Annotated in this window: 15 protein-coding genes; 13 read left to right on the top strand and 2 right to left on the bottom strand. The window is 50.3% G+C overall.

Annotation, left to right across the window (positions count from 1 at the left end):
- The first annotated feature begins 55 nt into the window (after positions 1-55).
- Together ACLM7Z_RS13515 and ACLM7Z_RS13510 are read left to right on the top strand one after the other, a co-directional pair.
- Positions 56-1,462: an IS1182 family transposase gene (locus tag ACLM7Z_RS13515; protein WP_435644792.1), complete on the top strand. Its 1,407-nt coding sequence runs from the start codon at positions 56-58 to the stop codon at positions 1,460-1,462.
- A gap of 227 nt (positions 1,463-1,689) precedes the next feature.
- A complete protein-coding gene (locus tag ACLM7Z_RS13510) occupies positions 1,690-2,634 on the top strand; it encodes a 2-hydroxyacid dehydrogenase (RefSeq protein ID WP_273349222.1) in 945 nt (314 codons plus the stop codon).
- A 120-nt stretch (positions 2,635-2,754) separates the two neighbouring features.
- Here the strand turns inward: ACLM7Z_RS13510 and ACLM7Z_RS13505 are convergent, their stop codons facing one another.
- Positions 2,755-3,453 (bottom strand): ATP-binding protein, encoded by a 699-nt coding sequence (locus ACLM7Z_RS13505; RefSeq protein WP_087017552.1) that lies wholly within the window; start codon positions 3,451-3,453, stop codon positions 2,755-2,757.
- A gap of 101 nt (positions 3,454-3,554) precedes the next feature.
- On the opposite strand from ACLM7Z_RS13505, the gene ACLM7Z_RS13500 reads away from it, so the two are divergent.
- On the top strand, positions 3,555-4,214 hold the full coding sequence (locus ACLM7Z_RS13500; RefSeq protein WP_087017554.1) for a Crp/Fnr family transcriptional regulator: 660 nt from the start codon (positions 3,555-3,557) through the stop codon (positions 4,212-4,214).
- Between the two features lie 149 nt (positions 4,215-4,363).
- Here ACLM7Z_RS13500 and ACLM7Z_RS13495 read toward each other — a convergent pair whose 3' ends face one another.
- Positions 4,364-5,227 carry an AraC family transcriptional regulator gene (locus ACLM7Z_RS13495; protein WP_435645326.1) on the bottom strand — a complete coding sequence of 288 codons (864 nt, stop codon included), beginning with the start codon at positions 5,225-5,227 and terminating at the stop codon, positions 4,364-4,366.
- Between the two features lie 472 nt (positions 5,228-5,699).
- Between ACLM7Z_RS13495 and iolG the strand changes: the two genes are divergently transcribed.
- The 10 genes from iolG (at position 5,700) to ACLM7Z_RS13445 (ending at position 15,705) form a co-directional block, all read left to right on the top strand.
- On the top strand, positions 5,700-6,716 hold the full coding sequence (iolG, locus tag ACLM7Z_RS13490) for an inositol 2-dehydrogenase (RefSeq protein WP_205703601.1): 1,017 nt from the start codon (positions 5,700-5,702) through the stop codon (positions 6,714-6,716).
- Positions 6,717-6,849: 133 nt separating this feature from the next.
- Positions 6,850-8,247 (top strand): MFS transporter, encoded by a 1,398-nt coding sequence (locus ACLM7Z_RS13485; protein WP_087017558.1) that lies wholly within the window; start codon positions 6,850-6,852, stop codon positions 8,245-8,247.
- A 24-nt stretch (positions 8,248-8,271) separates the two neighbouring features.
- A complete protein-coding gene (locus ACLM7Z_RS13480) occupies positions 8,272-9,105 on the top strand; it encodes a sugar phosphate isomerase/epimerase (RefSeq protein ID WP_273349211.1) in 834 nt (277 codons plus the stop codon).
- 42 nt (positions 9,106-9,147) lie between these two features.
- Positions 9,148-10,047, top strand: a complete 900-nt coding sequence (iolE, locus tag ACLM7Z_RS13475; protein ID WP_087020039.1) for a myo-inosose-2 dehydratase — start codon at positions 9,148-9,150, stop codon at positions 10,045-10,047.
- Positions 10,048-10,083: 36 nt separating this feature from the next.
- Positions 10,084-11,100 (top strand): Gfo/Idh/MocA family oxidoreductase, encoded by a 1,017-nt coding sequence (locus tag ACLM7Z_RS13470; RefSeq protein WP_435645325.1) that lies wholly within the window; start codon positions 10,084-10,086, stop codon positions 11,098-11,100.
- 218 nt (positions 11,101-11,318) lie between these two features.
- Positions 11,319-12,461, top strand: coding sequence for a lactaldehyde reductase (gene fucO / locus ACLM7Z_RS13465; RefSeq protein ID WP_273350596.1), 1,143 nt, complete (start codon positions 11,319-11,321; stop codon positions 12,459-12,461).
- A 446-nt stretch (positions 12,462-12,907) separates the two neighbouring features.
- The gene (locus ACLM7Z_RS13460) at positions 12,908-13,981 is read left to right on the top strand and encodes a 6-phosphofructokinase (RefSeq protein WP_435645324.1); all 1,074 of its coding nucleotides are present in this window, start codon (positions 12,908-12,910) and stop codon (positions 13,979-13,981) included.
- Positions 13,971-14,657 carry an HD domain-containing protein gene (locus ACLM7Z_RS13455; RefSeq protein ID WP_435645323.1) on the top strand — a complete coding sequence of 229 codons (687 nt, stop codon included), beginning with the start codon at positions 13,971-13,973 and terminating at the stop codon, positions 14,655-14,657. Before ACLM7Z_RS13460 ends, ACLM7Z_RS13455 begins: the two co-directional genes overlap by 11 nt.
- A gap of 180 nt (positions 14,658-14,837) precedes the next feature.
- The gene (locus ACLM7Z_RS13450) at positions 14,838-14,990 is read left to right on the top strand and encodes a hypothetical protein (RefSeq protein WP_435645322.1); all 153 of its coding nucleotides are present in this window, start codon (positions 14,838-14,840) and stop codon (positions 14,988-14,990) included.
- An 82-nt stretch (positions 14,991-15,072) separates the two neighbouring features.
- Positions 15,073-15,705 carry a metal-dependent hydrolase gene (locus ACLM7Z_RS13445; RefSeq protein WP_435645321.1) on the top strand — a complete coding sequence of 211 codons (633 nt, stop codon included), beginning with the start codon at positions 15,073-15,075 and terminating at the stop codon, positions 15,703-15,705.
- The last annotated feature ends 12 nt before the right edge of the window (positions 15,706-15,717 follow it).

The following is a 15,717-nucleotide window of genomic DNA, read 5'->3' as shown; positions in this document are numbered from 1 at the left end:
TCGCCGAAAGGCGGCTTTTTCTGTTATAATAAAGATAAGAGAGACAGGTGATAAAATGATAGTAAAAGGGAAGGAAAACAGAGAGGCAGTAGAGATTGTAAGTCTGGATATGTTAGTGCCCGAGGATCATCTACTGAGGAAAATAGATGCAGCAGTAGATTTCAAACAAATTTATGAATTTGTAGATGATTTGTACTGCAAGGACAACGGCAGGCCAAGTATCGATCCGGTAGTATTGTTTAAGATTGTAATGATACAGCACATATATGGGATACCATCGCTCCGGCGGACGCTGGAAGAAGTGAATATGAATGTTGCATACAGGTGGTTTATCGGTTATCCATTGAATGAGCAGGTGCCGCATTTTTCAACAGTAAGCTATAATTTTAAGCATCGTTTTACAACAGCAACTGTAGAATATATATTTCGGTGGATATTGAACACAGCAGCAAAGGAAGGATTTCTGGATACGAGTGCAATTTTTATCGATGGGACACATATCAAAGCAAGTGCAAACATGAAGAAAAAAGCACGAAAAGCTGTTCCAGTTGAAGCAAAACGATATGCAAAGGAGCTGCGGGAAGAAATTAACAGAGATCGCGAAGAACACGACAAAAAGCCATTCAACGATGATGACGATTCAACACCGCCAAAGGAGAAAGAAATAACAGTTTCGACAACGGATCCGGATGCCGGCGTATTCCATAAAGGTGAACACAAGAAGTGTTTTGCCTACGAAGCGCATACAGCCTGTGACAAGCATAATTTTATTCTCGACGTAGAAGTAACAGCAGGAAATGTACATGACAGTGTAGCATTTGACCCGTTATATGACCAGCTTTGCGAACATTACCCAGAACATAAAACGATAGTAGCAGACAGCGCCTACAAAACTCCTTCGATTTGTAAACGTATTTTTGAGAGTGGAAGAGTATTATCTACAGCATATAAACGTCCAATGACAAAGAAAGGCGGTCATGAATGGTGGAAATATGTTTATGATGAGTATTATGATTGTGTAATCTGTCCGGAGTATAAAACACTTCATTATGCAACAACGAACAAAGATGGATATCGTGAATATAAGAGCAGGTCATACGTCTGCGAACATTGTCCGACCAGAGAGCTGTGTACATCGAGTGCAAAGTTTGAAAAGACTGTCACCAGACACGTATGGGCTGATTATGTAGAGTTGGCAGAAGACGCACGTCATATGACTGAATATCGTGACTTATATAAACTCCGACAACAAAAGATTGAACGTGTATTTGCAGATGCCAAAGAAAAGCATGGTATGCGCTATACACAATATCGAGGCTTGGCTCAAGTTACCAACTGGGTGAAGCTTAAATTTGCTGCCATGAATCTGAAAAAGCTGGCTATGTGGAAGTGGAAGATCCATTTCCCTATTCCAGTTTTCCGGCTTTTTCCCTATATGTGCCAAAATCTGGCTCTCGCTTAATGCGCAGCCGGGTTCTTCGACAGGCTCATGAGGCCATCTCCCGATGGCCTCATTTGTGTGTGTGAAATCGGATGCTCCAATATCCCGCAGCGGCTTGCAAAGTCGGCTGTAATGTGATAAACCATATGGTAGAAAGAAGTACAAGCAGATGCTTCGACGGAATTGCTGTCGACAGCAGACGGTCTGCCTGTCTTGCAGGTACTTTGAAATAAGGAGGAGTTTTTGTGATAAAAGTTGTATTTCTGGAACCGCTTGGCGTGGCAATGGAAAAGTTTACCGCAGATGCCAAGACTGTGATCGGTGACCGCGCGGAGCTGGTCTTTTATCCTGACCGCGTGACTGATGTTCCGACCCTGATTGAACGCAGCAAAGACGCAGATATCGTCGTACTGTCTAATTTCAAGTACCCGCGTGAGGTCATCGAGGCATGCCCAAAGCTGAAAATGATCTGTGTCGCGTTTACAGGCGTTGATCACATTGATGCGGCATGCTGTAAGGAGCGCGGCATTATGATCTGCAACTGTGCGGGCTATTCTACCTCGGCTGTCGCTGATCTTGTGTTCGGCATGCTGATTACGCTGGCGAGAAATATCATCCCATGTAACGAGGTTGTCCGCAAGGGCGGCACGAAGGACGGTCTGGTCGGTTTCGAGCTGGAAGGCAAGGCCTTTGGTATTGTTGGCACGGGCGCCATCGGCCTGCGTGTGGCTTCCATCGCACAGACGTTTGGCTGCAACGTCTATGCCTACAGCCGTACCAGGAAGGACATTCCGGGCATTACTTACGTATCGCTCGATGAACTGATGGCAACCTGTGATATCGTATCGTTGCATGTTCCGTCTACTCCGGCAACCAAGGGACTTATCAATGCGGACAACCTCGCGCTGATGAAGCCGGGGGCAATTCTGATTAACACCGCGCGCGGCCCGGTTGTCGATTCCGAAGCGCTTGCCGCAGCGCTGACGGAAGGCCGTCTTGCCGGGGCATGCATTGATGTCTTTGAGGATGAGCCGCCGCTTGACCCGTCACATCCGCTGCTGCATGCGCCCAATGTCATCGCAACGCCACATGTCGCCTTTGCCACAAAGCAAGCGTTTGAAAAGCGTGCGGTCATTGTCTACGAAAATATTCGGTGCTATCTGGACGGACACCCGCAGAACGTCGTGCAATGAATACACAGTATATCCGCAGGATGTGAATGCACCGGAAGGGCATTCCCACGATTGCGTGACAAAAGCAGTTGTCAACGGGCGGGAGAGTCTCCTTGCAAAGCTGGCTGATGTGAGAGGGGGTTATTCCAGAATCATTCCGTCGGTGGAGATGGTCACAACCTGCAAGGGAATACATTTGCCGCTCGCCTGCAGCGCGTGTCTGACTGCGTGCTCCATGCCGCCGCAGCAGGGTACCTCCATGCGGACGATTGTCACGCTTTGGATGTTGTTGCCCGCAATGATCTGTGTCAGTTTGTCGGAATAATCGACGCTGTCCAACTTGGGACAGCCGATGAGTGTGATGCTGTTTTTGATGAATGTGTTGTGGAAATCACCGTAGGCATAAGCGGTACAGTCGGCGGCAATCAGCAGGTCAGCGCCGTCAAAATATGGCGCGTTCACCGGAATGAGCTTGATCTGTACCGGCCACTGGGACAGTCGGCTGACGACAGGCGCTGCTGTCTGACGGATGCCGGATGACTCCCCATGATGAATTGCCCGTGACTGTGTGCCCGGACAGCCGCACGGAAGTGCATTTGCCTTTTGTGCCTTTGCCGCCTGCACAGCGGCTTCGTCATAAGCGGGAGCTTCGCGTTCCTCAAAGGAAATTGCATTGGTCGGGCATGCGGGCAGGCAGTCGCCCAGACCGTCGCAGTAATCCTCGCGCAGCAGCTGTGCCTTGCCGTTTACCATGCCGATGGCGCCCTCATGACAGGCACTGGCGCATGCGCCACAGCCGTTACATTTTTCTGCATCTATTTTGATAATCTTGCGAATCATCGTTATTACCTCCTGAAATTTGTGAGTGATTCACTTACTGAGGATATCTTACACGGTTGAGGGAAGACTATATGTTGGAATTCCAACGAACGGAGCGAAAGATGGAACAATATTTTGAATCGCTGAAGACCTGTCCGTTATTTGATGGGATCGGACAATCAGAGCTGCCCGGCATGCTGAACTGCATAGAGGCGCATGTATCTGCCTATATAAAAAATCAGACAATCTTGCGCGAGGGTGACCCGGTGGGAACCGTCGGTATTGTCCTTTCGGGCAGGATACAGGTGGAAAAAAACGACTATAATGGCAACCGCACGCTGCTCGCCCGGCTCGAGCCGCCGGAGCTGTTCGGAGAGGCGTTTGCCTGTGCCGGAGTACAGCGGCTGCCGGTCAGTGTGACCGCCGTACAGGACAGTGAGGTTATGCTGATCCCATGTAAACGGATGATAACCGCGTGTGCGAACTGCTGTGCATTTCACACGCGCGTGATTCATAATCTCCTGCACATTGTCGCGGAGAAAAATCTGATGCTGAATCAGAAAATCGAAGTTATCTCCAAACGCACCACAAAGGAAAAACTGATGGCATTCCTTCTGGTGCAGGCAAAGCAGCACAACAGCCGGATGTTTTCCATTCCGTATGACAGGCAGGCACTTGCCGATTATCTCGGCGTGGAGCGCAGCGCAATGTCTGCGGAACTGGGCAGGCTGCGCAGGGAGGGAAAAATTGATTTTTACAAAAATCAGTTTAAGCTATTGTGAATACAGACGGCCGCAGCGCCGGAGAGCAGGACTATATTCCCGTTTTCCGGCGCTGTTTTTTATGCAGTTGGACAGGCAGACAAAAACCCGATTCCACAATCGGAACCGGGTTTTGCCTGAGAGACGGTATATACAATGTGAGTGGAGAGTTATTCCTCCATATTACGGAGTGACTGGCGGTATTTGCCGGGAGGAAGCCCGACATATTTGCTGAACATGGTGTTCAGATGGCTGATCGAACTGAAGCCAAGCATGTCTGCAATGTCACCGATGGGAATAGAAGTGTCCATCAGCAGACTCTGTGCTTCACCGATGCGGCGCCGCATGACATACTGCATCGGCGGAATACCGAATTCATCTTTAAAAATATGGGAGAGATAGTATTCATTGACATTCAGCTCGCGCGCAATGGCGGACAGCGTGAGGGATTCGCGGTAATGTTCATCCAGATAATTGCGGATGCGGTCTGCCATAGTGGAAGCGGAAGAACGCGGCTTTTTTGATTCGTTCTGGCTGCGGCTGTTGAGCATTTCATAGATCAGAAGAATCAGAGACAGCGCTATACAGTCACAGATATCGCTCAGATGCTTTTTATCAGAATGCAATAAATAGATGAGGCGGAACATTTCGCCGATCTGATCGGAGATCAAACCGCAGGAAACCACTGGGGGTTCACCTTTTGCGCAAAGGCAGTTGTCCGGGAGACCAGACAGGGCCAGATCACAGATCCCTACACTGTAGGAACGGAGATTCTTGGCAAAGGCACAGCTCTTGCTGTGCAGCAGACCGGCATTGATGATAACAATATCCCCCTTGCGGATGTTGTAATATTGTCCGTCAACCATGTATTGTCCTTCGCCCTGGTAGACAAAAAACAATTCGAGATAATTCTTGTGCGCGTGAGGCAAAAACACATGTTTGCTGCTGTGTTCCTCGTTGATAAAGTGACTGTTGATGCATTGGGGAATACACTCGCCGCGCAGGCGGCTTTTCAGAAAATTTGACTGACGCATAAAACCTTCCTCTCATCTCGAAAGGAATTTTACCATGATTTACAGATAATTTCTTTACAACGTCTTGTTAAATGTACGGAAAAATTGTCAAATTATTGCGATTTATCACGTATAACAACTTTATGATTACATTTTGGTGATATTGTGAAAGACAAAGAAAAATTGTGCTATCTGACCGGAAATAGCAATAATATGCAAGTCATTTTGTGAAAACGCGAAAAAAGCCCCGAAAAAGGCGTTTTTTTCAGCAATAATCGGTTAACGGATTTTTACGCTGTTTTGCTATAATTTAGGCATGAAGTTGAGAGCTGCGGACGACAGAATATCCGTGCTGTTTGGTGCGGAATCAGGGTAGAAATGCCGATTCAGCCGCTTCGCGGGAAACCATCTGTTGGCTGCTGTAAATCAGTACAGGGACAGATACAACACGTAAATTCGTGGCATCTCAGCCACAAAAAAGGAGAGAATGATTATGAAAAAGGTACGTATTGGTCTTCTGGGTGCAGGCCGCATTGGCAAGCTGCACGGTGAAAATCTGGCGCACGCTGTTCCGAGCGCAGAGCTGTATGCGGTTGCAGATCCGTTTATGAACGACGCAACCCGTGAGTGGGCAGCATCCATGGGTATTGAAAAATGCTATGATGATCCGGAAAAGATTTTCTCTGATCCGTCCATCGAGGCAGTCTTCATCTGCTCTTCCACCAACACCCATGCAGAGTTCATCATGCGCGCTGCAAAGTCTGGCAAGCATATCTTCTGCGAGAAGCCGATTGACACCGATCTGAACAAGATCCGTGAGGCACTGGCTGCTGTAGAAGAGGCAGGTGTCAAGCTGCAGGTAGGCTTTGTCCGCCGCTTTGACCACAACCATAAGATGGTTCGTGATACCGTTGCTTCCGGCAAGCTGGGTGCACCGCACATCGTCAAGGTTACCTCCCGCGACCCGGATCATCAGTCGATGGATTACATCAAGGTTTCCGGCGGCATCTTCATGGATATGACCATTCATGATTTCGATATGGTTCGCTATCTGGCAGGCAGCGAGGTTACTGAGGTAACTGCATACGGTGCAGCTCTGTCCGGCGCAGGCTATGACCAGTACGACGATGTTGATACGGCTATCATCATGATGAAGTTTGAAAACGGCGCACTCGGCGTCATTGACAACAGCCGCGCCGCACATTACGGCTACGATCAGCGCACGGAAGTTCATTGCGACAAGGGTTGCGTACAGGTTTCCAACGACCTGAACGATATGTCCATGATCTCCACAGCAGAGGGCGTTGAAATCGCAAAGCCGACCTGGTTCTTCCTGGAGCGCTACAACAATGCGTTCATCTCCGAGGCAAAGGAATTCACCGAGGCTGTCCTGAACGACACCGAGACTCCGGTAACCGGCATCGACGGCATCCAGCCGGTCAAGATCGCACTGGCTGCTGCGAAGTCTCTGAAGGAAGGCCGTCCGGTTAAGATCAGCGAAGTAGAGTAATTTATCTATTGGGCTGCTCCGGGTGGGAAACCATCCGGAGCAGAAAAACAATGTGAGAAGAGTGCTGCTATTTTTCAGAAACAATCATATGCTGTTCCAATGGAAGTGGGCGGCAGAAAGGAAAGAGAGAGTTATGAATGAAAACAGCACGCCGGTTCTGGGAAATGAACCGAAGCTGACCGTTGGCACACGAATTGCCTATGGATTCGGCGATACAGCTTGTAACATTGTTTACGGCATGATTTCCGCACTGCTGGTATTGTTCTATACGGACTATGCCGGCGTTTCGGTCGCAACAGTTGGTCTGGTTATGCTGATTTCCCGTATTTTTGACGGAACGAGCGACGCAATCATGGGCGTCATCGTCAGCAAGACCAAGAGCAAATGGGGCAAGGCACGTCCGTGGATTCTGTGGATGTCCATTCCCTACTGTGTTTCTGCGATCGCACTGTTTACGGTACCGCAGACGCAGGGCTCCCTGCAGTTCTGGTACATCTTTATCACCTACAATCTGACAACAACGGTATTCTATACCGCAATTAACGTACCGTATGGTACGCTGTCCACGATGATGACGCGTTCCTCTCACGAGCGCGATATGCTGTCCATCTTCCGCATGTCGCTGGCACCGATTGGCCGCATCATTGCCGTAACCTTCACCCAGCCGGTTGTCAAGCTGTTCGGTGACGATCAGGCAGCCTGGGTTAAGGCCATGACCATGTGGGTTATCCTTGCGTTCATCATGCTGATGATCTGCTTTGTACGCTGCAAGGAAACCGTACATATTGAAGCACAGGAAAGCAAGGACAGCAAGGTATCCCTCGGCAAGTCGCTCAAGGCGCTGCTTGGCAACCAGTATTTCTGGGCATGCCTGATTCTGTGGACTGTTACCTGTGTACACGGTACCATCGTCGGCACCGCACTGCCGTATTACTGCAAGTATCTGCTCCACAACGATACCTGGATGTACAGTGTCCTGTATCTGGGCGAAACGCTGACGCTGGTTGTTGGCGCAATGCTCTGCCCGTTCCTGCTGCGCCGGTTCGGCAAGCGGCAGATTTCTCTGGTCGGTGCGATTGTGGCAGTCGTTGCCCATGCGGCATTCCTGCTGAATCCCGGCAGCTTTACCTGGGCACTGGTTACCTGCATCATCCGTGCACTGGGCGAGGCACCGCTGACGGCAGTTGTCTTCGGCATGCTGGGTGACGTTGTAGAATTCGGTCAGTGGAAAACACATATTCGTCAGGAATCTCTGATTTTTGCCGGCGGCGCAGTTGGATTTAAGCTGGGCAACGGCATCACCAGTGCGATTATCTCCAAGCTGCTGGATGCAGCTGGCTACATCAGCTCGTCTGGTACTTCGGTTGTACAGCCGGATTCGGCACTGGCTATGATTCAGAACATTTACATTTGGGGTCCGATTCTGGTTTGGGTCATTGCAGTCGTTGTACTGGCACTGTACAAGCTGGACAATAAGTATCCTGCCATTATCAAGGAGCTGGCGGAGCGCGAAGCACGCGGCGAAATGTAAGCATGTAAGGAGGAGTACATTCCCATGTTGAAATTAGGTTATAACGAAGCGACCTGCAAGGAAAATTCCTCGGTCGAAAAAGATCTCGAACTGTGCGAAAAGTATGGCTATGACTACATCGAGCTGCGTCTCGATATGCTGAAGGAATACCTGAAGACACATACGGTTGATGACCTCAAGGCATTCTTTGCAAAGAGCCACCTCAAGCCGTTTGCGTTCAATTCGATTGAAAACATCAACTTCTGCACGCCGGAGGAATGGAAGGAGCTCGTAGAGCTGTTTACATTCGGCTGCGAAATCGCACAGCAGATTGGCAACCCGTACATCATCGTTGTTCCAACGGTTACCGATGAAATCTGCACGAAGAACGAGAAGGAAGTCTTTGAGGATTCCGTCAAGGTTCTGAACCAGCTTGCAGATATCGCAGAGCCGTATGGTGTCAAGCTGTCCTTTGAGCCGATCGGCGACAGAAAGTGGTGCTGCAACAGCGTCCGTCAGGCGCTGGAAATTGTACAGGCAGTTAACCGCGACAGCGTTGGCCTGACTGTCGACTGCATCAATGTTTATCTGCACGACAAGTGTGCGGATGTCGACTATATCCGCAAGATTCCGAAGGACAAGCTGTTTGTCTTCCATATCAATGACTGCGAAGACCTGCCGCTCGGTATTCTCGACCACTGCCACCGCCTGATGCCGGGTCTCGGCGCTATTCCGGTGCAGGAGGTTGCAGACGCAGTACAGGCTGTCGGATATGATGGCCCGGCCTGCCTTGAGCTGTTCCGTCCGGAGTACTGGGCAATGGACGCAGAAGCTGTCATCAAGATGGGCGCGGATACCACCCGCCCGTTCCTGGGATAAAAAGCAAATCCATATCAACACAGCACATGAGAGGAGAGAATCATGTTAGACCCGAAGAAAGTAAAAATCGGCATTGCTCCGATTGCATGGACGGAGGATGACATGCCGGAGATGGGCGCGGAGAACAGCTTTCTCCAGACCATCAGTGAAATCGCACTGAGCGGTTATGTCGGCACAGAAATCGGCTGCCAGTATCCGAGAAATCCGGCAGTCCTGAACGAGGAATTCGGCCGCCGCGGCATCTCTGCTATCACGGCATGGATCAGCACGTATCTCAACGAGCAGCCGATGTGGTGGAATGAACGCGCGTTTGTCGACCACATGAATTTCCTGAAGGCTATCGGTGCTGAGGTCATCAATGTCTCTGACCAGAGCTTCTCGATTCAGCATCAGTGGAACACCCCGCTGGCGAACAAGAAGGTTCTGAACGATGATGAGTGGGAGGTTCTCACCAAGGGCCTCGATCATCTGGGCAAGATCGCTTATGACAGCGGCATGAAGATCGTTTATCATCACCACATGACGACCACCGTACAGAAGACGGGGGAGATCGACCGCCTGATGGAGATGACTGATCCGAAGTATGTCAGCCTGATTTATGATACCGGTCATCTGACCTTCTCCGGCGAGGATCCGATTGAAATACTCAAGAAGCATCACGACCGCATCGGCCATGTACATCTGAAGAATGTCCGCAAGCCGGCAATGGAAAAGTGTTATGCAGAAAACAAGAGCTTCCTGCGCTCGATTCCGGAAGGCGTATTCACGGTACCGGGCGACCCGGAGGGCTGCGTAGACTTCCCGACCGTCTTCAAGCTGCTGGATGAGTACAATTATGAAGGCTGGCTGGTTGTCGAGGCGGAGCAGGATCCGGCAAAGGCAAATCCGCTTGACTATGCTCGCATGGCACGCGCTTATGTCAACAAGTACACTGGTCTGTAATACTCTAAATCATTTATATACAAGGAGCGAATTATCATGAAAAAGCTGAAAATTGGCATCATCGGCGTCGGCCGTCTGGGTTATGAGCATGCCTGCAATATCGCAAACCGCGTACCGGGCTCTGAGCTGGTTGCGATCTGTGATAAGGATTTCGACCGTGCAAAGTCCGTTGCGGAAGAGCTGGGCGTTACCGCTGTTTACAGCGATCCGAAGGAACTGTGCGCAAATCCGGAGGTCGAGGCAGTTGCTATCATCACCAACACCGATTCGCATGTTGAGATGATTCAGATTGCCATGGACGCAGGCAAGCATGTCTTCTGTGAGAAGCCGCTGTCTGATACCGTAGAAAAGTGCAAGGAAGCAGAAAAGATCATCGAGTCCCATCCGGAGCTGATCTTCATGCTGGGCTTCATGCGCCGCTACGATCATTCCTATCAGGTTGCCAAGCAGAAGATGGAAAATGGTGACATCGGCGATGTTATCCTCGTTCGCTGCTATTCTCAGGACCCGATTTCCATCATTCAGGGCACGCTCGAGTATGCACCGCGCTCCGGTGGACAGTTCATCGACATGTCCATTCATGATATCGACCTGATCCGCTGGCTGACCGGCTCCGAGCCGAAGAAGCTGTGGGCAATCGGCGGCTGCTTCGAGTTCAAGCAGTACAAGGATTGGGACGACGGCGACAATGTTTCCTGCCTGATGCAGTGCGAGAACGATGCAATGGCATTCTTCTTCGCAGGCCGTGCAGCAGCACATGGCTCGCATGTTGAGACCGAAATCGTCGGCACCCGTGGCACGCTGCGCATCGCAGGCGTACCGGCAAGCTCCATGGTTGAAGTTATGAGCGAGCATGGCGTATGCCGTGAGTGCTATCAGGACTTCGTTACCCGTTGGCATGATGCTTACATCACCGAGATGGAAGAGTTCTGCGACTGTGTTGCAAAGGGTCGTCAGGGCAGCCCGAATGTATATGACGGCACTGCTTCCACCAACATCGCGTTCCGCTGCAAGGAATCGTTCCTCAAGAACGAGCTGCTGACGCTGAAGTAATCGGTTCCATTTGATTTCACTCTCCTATTTTACACTCTCCAAGTTATATAGGTTCTCTAGTTCTCCTGAGAAACCCGCGGCTTATCTCTCAGACGCGGGTTTCCGCATATTCGGTTCATATTTTTTGTGCTATTTTCAATCGTATGTGTTATAATATAACCAACAAACAGTATCCATTTTTAACCATAGGATACACCGAGTACGGGAGGGAAACTAGTATGGTCAATCGTTTTGTACTTAACGGCATTTCCTATCATGGCAAGGGCGCTATCCAGGAAATTCCCGGTATCATTCAGAGTAAGGGACTGCAAAAGGCATTTATTGCTTCCGATCCGGATCTGATCCGTTTCGGTGTCACAGCAAAGGTTACTGACCTGTTGGATGCCAATCAGATGGCATATGAGGTATATTCCGACATCAAGCCGAATCCGACGATTGAGAACGTCAAATCCGGCGTTGCGGCGTACAAAGCCTCCGGTGCAGATTATATGATTACCATCGGCGGCGGTTCCTCGATGGACACTGGCAAGGCCATCGGCATTATCATCAATAACCCGGAGTTTGCGGATGTTCGTTCTCTCGAGGGTGTAGCACCGACTAAGAACCGTACAGTATTCACAATTGCTGTGCCGACAACCGCCGGAACGGCAGCAGAAGCCACGATTAACTATGTCATCACCGATGTGGAGAAAAAGCGCAAGTTCGTCTGCGTGGATACCAATGATATCCCGGATATTGCCATTGTCGATCCGGACATGATGTCCTCCATGCCGAAGGGCCTGACCGCTTCCACTGGTATGGATGCCCTGACACATGCCATCGAGGGCTATACCACCAAGGCCGCGTGGGCGCTGGCTGATTGCCTGAATCTCGAGGCGATTCGCCTGATTGCCAAAAATCTGCGCGCTGCGGTTCAAAATGAGGACGAGGGCCGGGAAGGCATGGCACTGGGACAGTTCGTTACGGGCATGGCATTCTCCAATGTCGGTTTGGGCATTGCACACTCCATGGCACATACGCTGGGCGCGGTCTATGACACGCCACATGGTGTTGCCTGCGCAATGATGCTGCCGATTGTCATGGAATACAATGCGGATTGCACCGGTGAAAAGTATAAGGCCATTGCGGAAGCCATGGGCGTTGACACGACCGGAATGGATCAGGCGGCATATCGCAAGGCGGCAATCGATGCTGTCCGCCAGTTGTCTGCGGATGTTGGCATTCCGTCCAAGCTGGAAGCGCTGAAGGAAGAGGACCTGGACTTTTTGGCAGAATCCGCAGCGGCGGATGCCTGCGCACCCGGAAACCCGAAGGATGCAAGTGTCGAGGACTTCAAGATGCTGTTCCGCAAACTCATGTAAGTGACCGGATGATGAAAAATAGAATTTGTCAGATGCGCTGCTTCTGACAGGTTGCCCCCATGGCGATGGTTTCCGTCTGCCGTGGGGGCGTTTTGCTGTTTATACAATGGTGTATTGAAAAAAACGGATCGTGTGACTATTTCTGCAAAAGAAAACAGAGGGGATCGGTGCACAGCATCGATCCCTGTTGCTTTGCTTTCGCAATGTAAAGAATATTTTACACAAGTCCGGATAATTTTACCAAACTATGGTGGAAGGTGTGTGGGAAAACTGTTCTAATAGTAAATATGCAATCGAATGATCGAACCGCTGGACTTCTGTGATATACAGGTAAATGATTCAATAGAATCAGGATAGAGAACACGATACAGCAGAATCATCCGGCAGTATCGGAAATGCGGGCTGAAATAATTTTGTGTAAAAGAATACAGACGAAAGGACAGTTTATGTTGAGAATTGGAATGCTGACCAGCGGAGGCGACTGTCAGGCGCTGAATGCAGCGATGCGCGGCGTGGCAAAGGCTTTGTATGAACGGGCAAAGAATGTAGAGATTTATGGTTTTGAGGATGGCTATAAAGGCCTGATCTATGGGAATTACAGACGGCTTTCCCCGGCAGAATTTTCCGGTATCCTTACAGAAGGCGGTACGATTCTGGGAACCTCCCGGCAGCCGTTTAAGCTGATGCGCGTGCCGGATGAAAATGGGCTGGACAAGGTCGAGGCCATGAAAAAGAATTACCGCAGACTGAAGCTGGAGTGTCTGGTCATTCTGGGAGGCAACGGGACACATAAAACCGCAAATCTTCTGCGGGAGGAAGGGCTGAATATCATCACGCTGCCTAAGACGATTGACAATGATATCTGGGGCACGGATATGACCTTCGGTTTTCAGAGCGCGGCAAATATTGCAGCACATGCCTTTGACTGCATTCATACGACGGCAGCATCACATGGCCGCGTCTTCATCGTTGAGGTCATGGGACACAAGGTCGGATGGCTCACCCTGCATGCAGGTATTGCCGGAGGGGCTGATATTATTCTGGTGCCGGAAATCCCCTATGATGTGGATAAAGTCATCCAGGCGATTGAAAAGCGTGACAGGGCGGGAAAACGGTTTACCATTCTCGCAGTGGCAGAAGGTGCAATTTCCAAAGAGGACGCGGAATACAGCAAAAAAGACCGGGAAAAAAAGAAAAAGGACAGCAAGTATCCATCGGTTTCGTATGAACTGGCGGATCAGATTCTGAAGAAAACCGGCAAAGAAGTCCGTATTACAGTGCCCGGACATATGCAGCGCGGCGGTTCTCCCTGCCCGTATGACCGCGTGCTGGCAACACGGCTGGGCTCTGCGGCTGCGGAGCTGATCCTGAAGCAGCAGTATGGAAATATGGTTGGAATTGTCAATGGCAGGGTGGAACCGGTGCCGCTGAAAAAGGTCGCCGGGAAATTGAAGATGATTGATCCAGACAGTTCGATTATTCGGGAAATAAAGGCGGTAGGCATCAGTTTTGGCGACTAAAAGAAACGAGAAACCTGTGACACTGTATCAGGCAGTGCGGGAAAATAAAGAAATCTGTGCATTTTTGCGCAAAGGCAATGAAAATCTCGGCGTGATGGGATTTACCGATCACTCACAGGCGCACTGTGGTCTGGTGGCGGAGCGCGGGGCAGAGATTCTTCGGAAATTTGAATATCCCGAGCATGACATCGAACTCGTGAAAATTGCAGGCTTTATGCACGACATCGGCAATGCAGTCAACCGCACGCATCATGCGGAGTACGGTGCGCTCCTCGCCAATGAACTGCTGAAGGAAATCGGCCTGCCGCTGGAGGATCGCATCACAGTTGTTTCTGCAATCGGACATCACGATGAATCAACCGGTGGTGCTATGGATCCGATTTCTGCCGCACTGATAATCGCAGATAAAACCGATGTGCGCCGGAATCGTGTCCGGGAGAAGGAACAGGCGGCATTTGATATCCATGACCGCGTCAATTATGCAGTTACCGAAGCAAAATTAAAGGTAAATGCCAAAAAGTCTACTGTTGCACTCAATTTGCAGATTGACGAGCATATTTGTACGATGTACGAATATTTTGAAATCTTCCTCGGACGCATGGTGATGTGCAGACGAGCCGCGAAAATGCTGGGTGCCAAGTTCAAGCTGACAGCCAATGGCAGCAAGGTGCTGTGATGCAACAGGATTGCCCGAAGAAAACAAAAGGTCGCCGGAAGGCGGCCTTTTTTGATGTAATACAATAGCTTTGGTATTTCCGCATTCCTGCGCCGCGGTGGTCTGGGGCTTGGGCTGGGCATTGCTGCCATTGCATACTTTTTAAATCTCATCGCCAATCTCTCCGATCGGGCGGAGTTTTTGAAATATACCACGCCGTTCGGATATACGGAGGGCGCAGATATTGTTACAAACGGCTGTTTGGACATGAAAATGGTACTGCCGGGCATGCTGTATGCTGTCATCGGCATTGCCGTCGCATACTGGAAATACAGCAGGAAAGATATCTGCTGAATTTCAACGCTTTACTTTTTTCTGCATTTGCGTTAAAATAGGCAATGCTTATCAAAAAATGTAGGAATAAAGGAAAAAGTATATGCTTGGAAAGACACATATGGCGGTTGGCGTGGCCGCCGGGCTGGTGGTCATGCATCCGCAGAACATACAGGAGCTGATTGTCGGCACAGGAACGCTTGCCGTTGGCTCGGTCATCAGCGACATTGACATCGGCACCTCGGATTCCCACAAAGAGGCAGATAAGATCATTGCACTCGCTGGGCTGGCATGCTTTGCGGTTGCTGCGGCGGAAGCCACAATGAATCTCGGCATTTATGACAGGCTGATGCGCAACAGCAGCCTGATGCGGATTCTGGCGGGCGTGGCAGCATTCCTGCTGCTCTGTGCGTTTGGGAAGGAACAGCCGCACCGCTCGTTTATGCATTCGATTCCGGCGCTGGTCTTGCTGACGGGGTGTGTGGAGATTATTTTTCCGCTCGCGGCGCCGTATTTTGCGGTTGGATTTGTTTCGCACCTCGCACTCGATTTGTGTAACCGGAGGGATGAACGCCTTCTGTACCCGCTGAAATGGGGGCTGAGCTTTGGCGTGTGCTCGTCCAAGGGACTGGTCAACCGGATTCTGTTTTCTGTGGGTTTTGCTGTTTCCGCGATTACCTTTGCGGTGCTGGTGCTGCAAATTTACGATATCCGCCAACTGCTGCATTTGTTGTAACTGAAAAAGAGA

The sequence above is a fragment of the Butyricicoccus porcorum genome, assembly GCF_051246315.1.
GTDB lineage: Bacteria > Bacillota > Clostridia > Oscillospirales > Butyricicoccaceae > Butyricicoccus_A > Butyricicoccus_A porcorum.
The sequence above is the reverse complement of the archived record's forward strand: the minus strand, read 5'-3'. Positions and strand labels throughout refer to the sequence as shown.

Excerpts from the sequence above, each read along its gene's own strand:
- ACLM7Z_RS13515 (WP_435644792.1), top strand. The coding sequence starts at position 56 with ATGATAGTAAAAGGGAAGGAAAACAGAGAGGCAGTAGAGATTGTAAGT.
- ACLM7Z_RS13505 (WP_087017552.1), bottom strand. The coding sequence starts at position 3,453 with ATGATTCGCAAGATTATCAAAATAGATGCAGAAAAATGTAACGGCTGT.
- ACLM7Z_RS13500 (WP_087017554.1), top strand. The coding sequence starts at position 3,555 with ATGGAACAATATTTTGAATCGCTGAAGACCTGTCCGTTATTTGATGGG.
- ACLM7Z_RS13495 (WP_435645326.1), bottom strand. The coding sequence starts at position 5,227 with ATGCGTCAGTCAAATTTTCTGAAAAGCCGCCTGCGCGGCGAGTGTATT.
- iolG (WP_205703601.1), top strand. The coding sequence starts at position 5,700 with ATGAAAAAGGTACGTATTGGTCTTCTGGGTGCAGGCCGCATTGGCAAG.
- ACLM7Z_RS13485 (WP_087017558.1), top strand. The coding sequence starts at position 6,850 with ATGAATGAAAACAGCACGCCGGTTCTGGGAAATGAACCGAAGCTGACC.
- ACLM7Z_RS13480 (WP_273349211.1), top strand. The coding sequence starts at position 8,272 with ATGTTGAAATTAGGTTATAACGAAGCGACCTGCAAGGAAAATTCCTCG.
- iolE (WP_087020039.1), top strand. The coding sequence starts at position 9,148 with ATGTTAGACCCGAAGAAAGTAAAAATCGGCATTGCTCCGATTGCATGG.
- ACLM7Z_RS13470 (WP_435645325.1), top strand. The coding sequence starts at position 10,084 with ATGAAAAAGCTGAAAATTGGCATCATCGGCGTCGGCCGTCTGGGTTAT.
- fucO (WP_273350596.1), top strand. The coding sequence starts at position 11,319 with ATGGTCAATCGTTTTGTACTTAACGGCATTTCCTATCATGGCAAGGGC.
- ACLM7Z_RS13460 (WP_435645324.1), top strand. The coding sequence starts at position 12,908 with ATGTTGAGAATTGGAATGCTGACCAGCGGAGGCGACTGTCAGGCGCTG.
- ACLM7Z_RS13445 (WP_435645321.1), top strand. The coding sequence starts at position 15,073 with ATGCTTGGAAAGACACATATGGCGGTTGGCGTGGCCGCCGGGCTGGTG.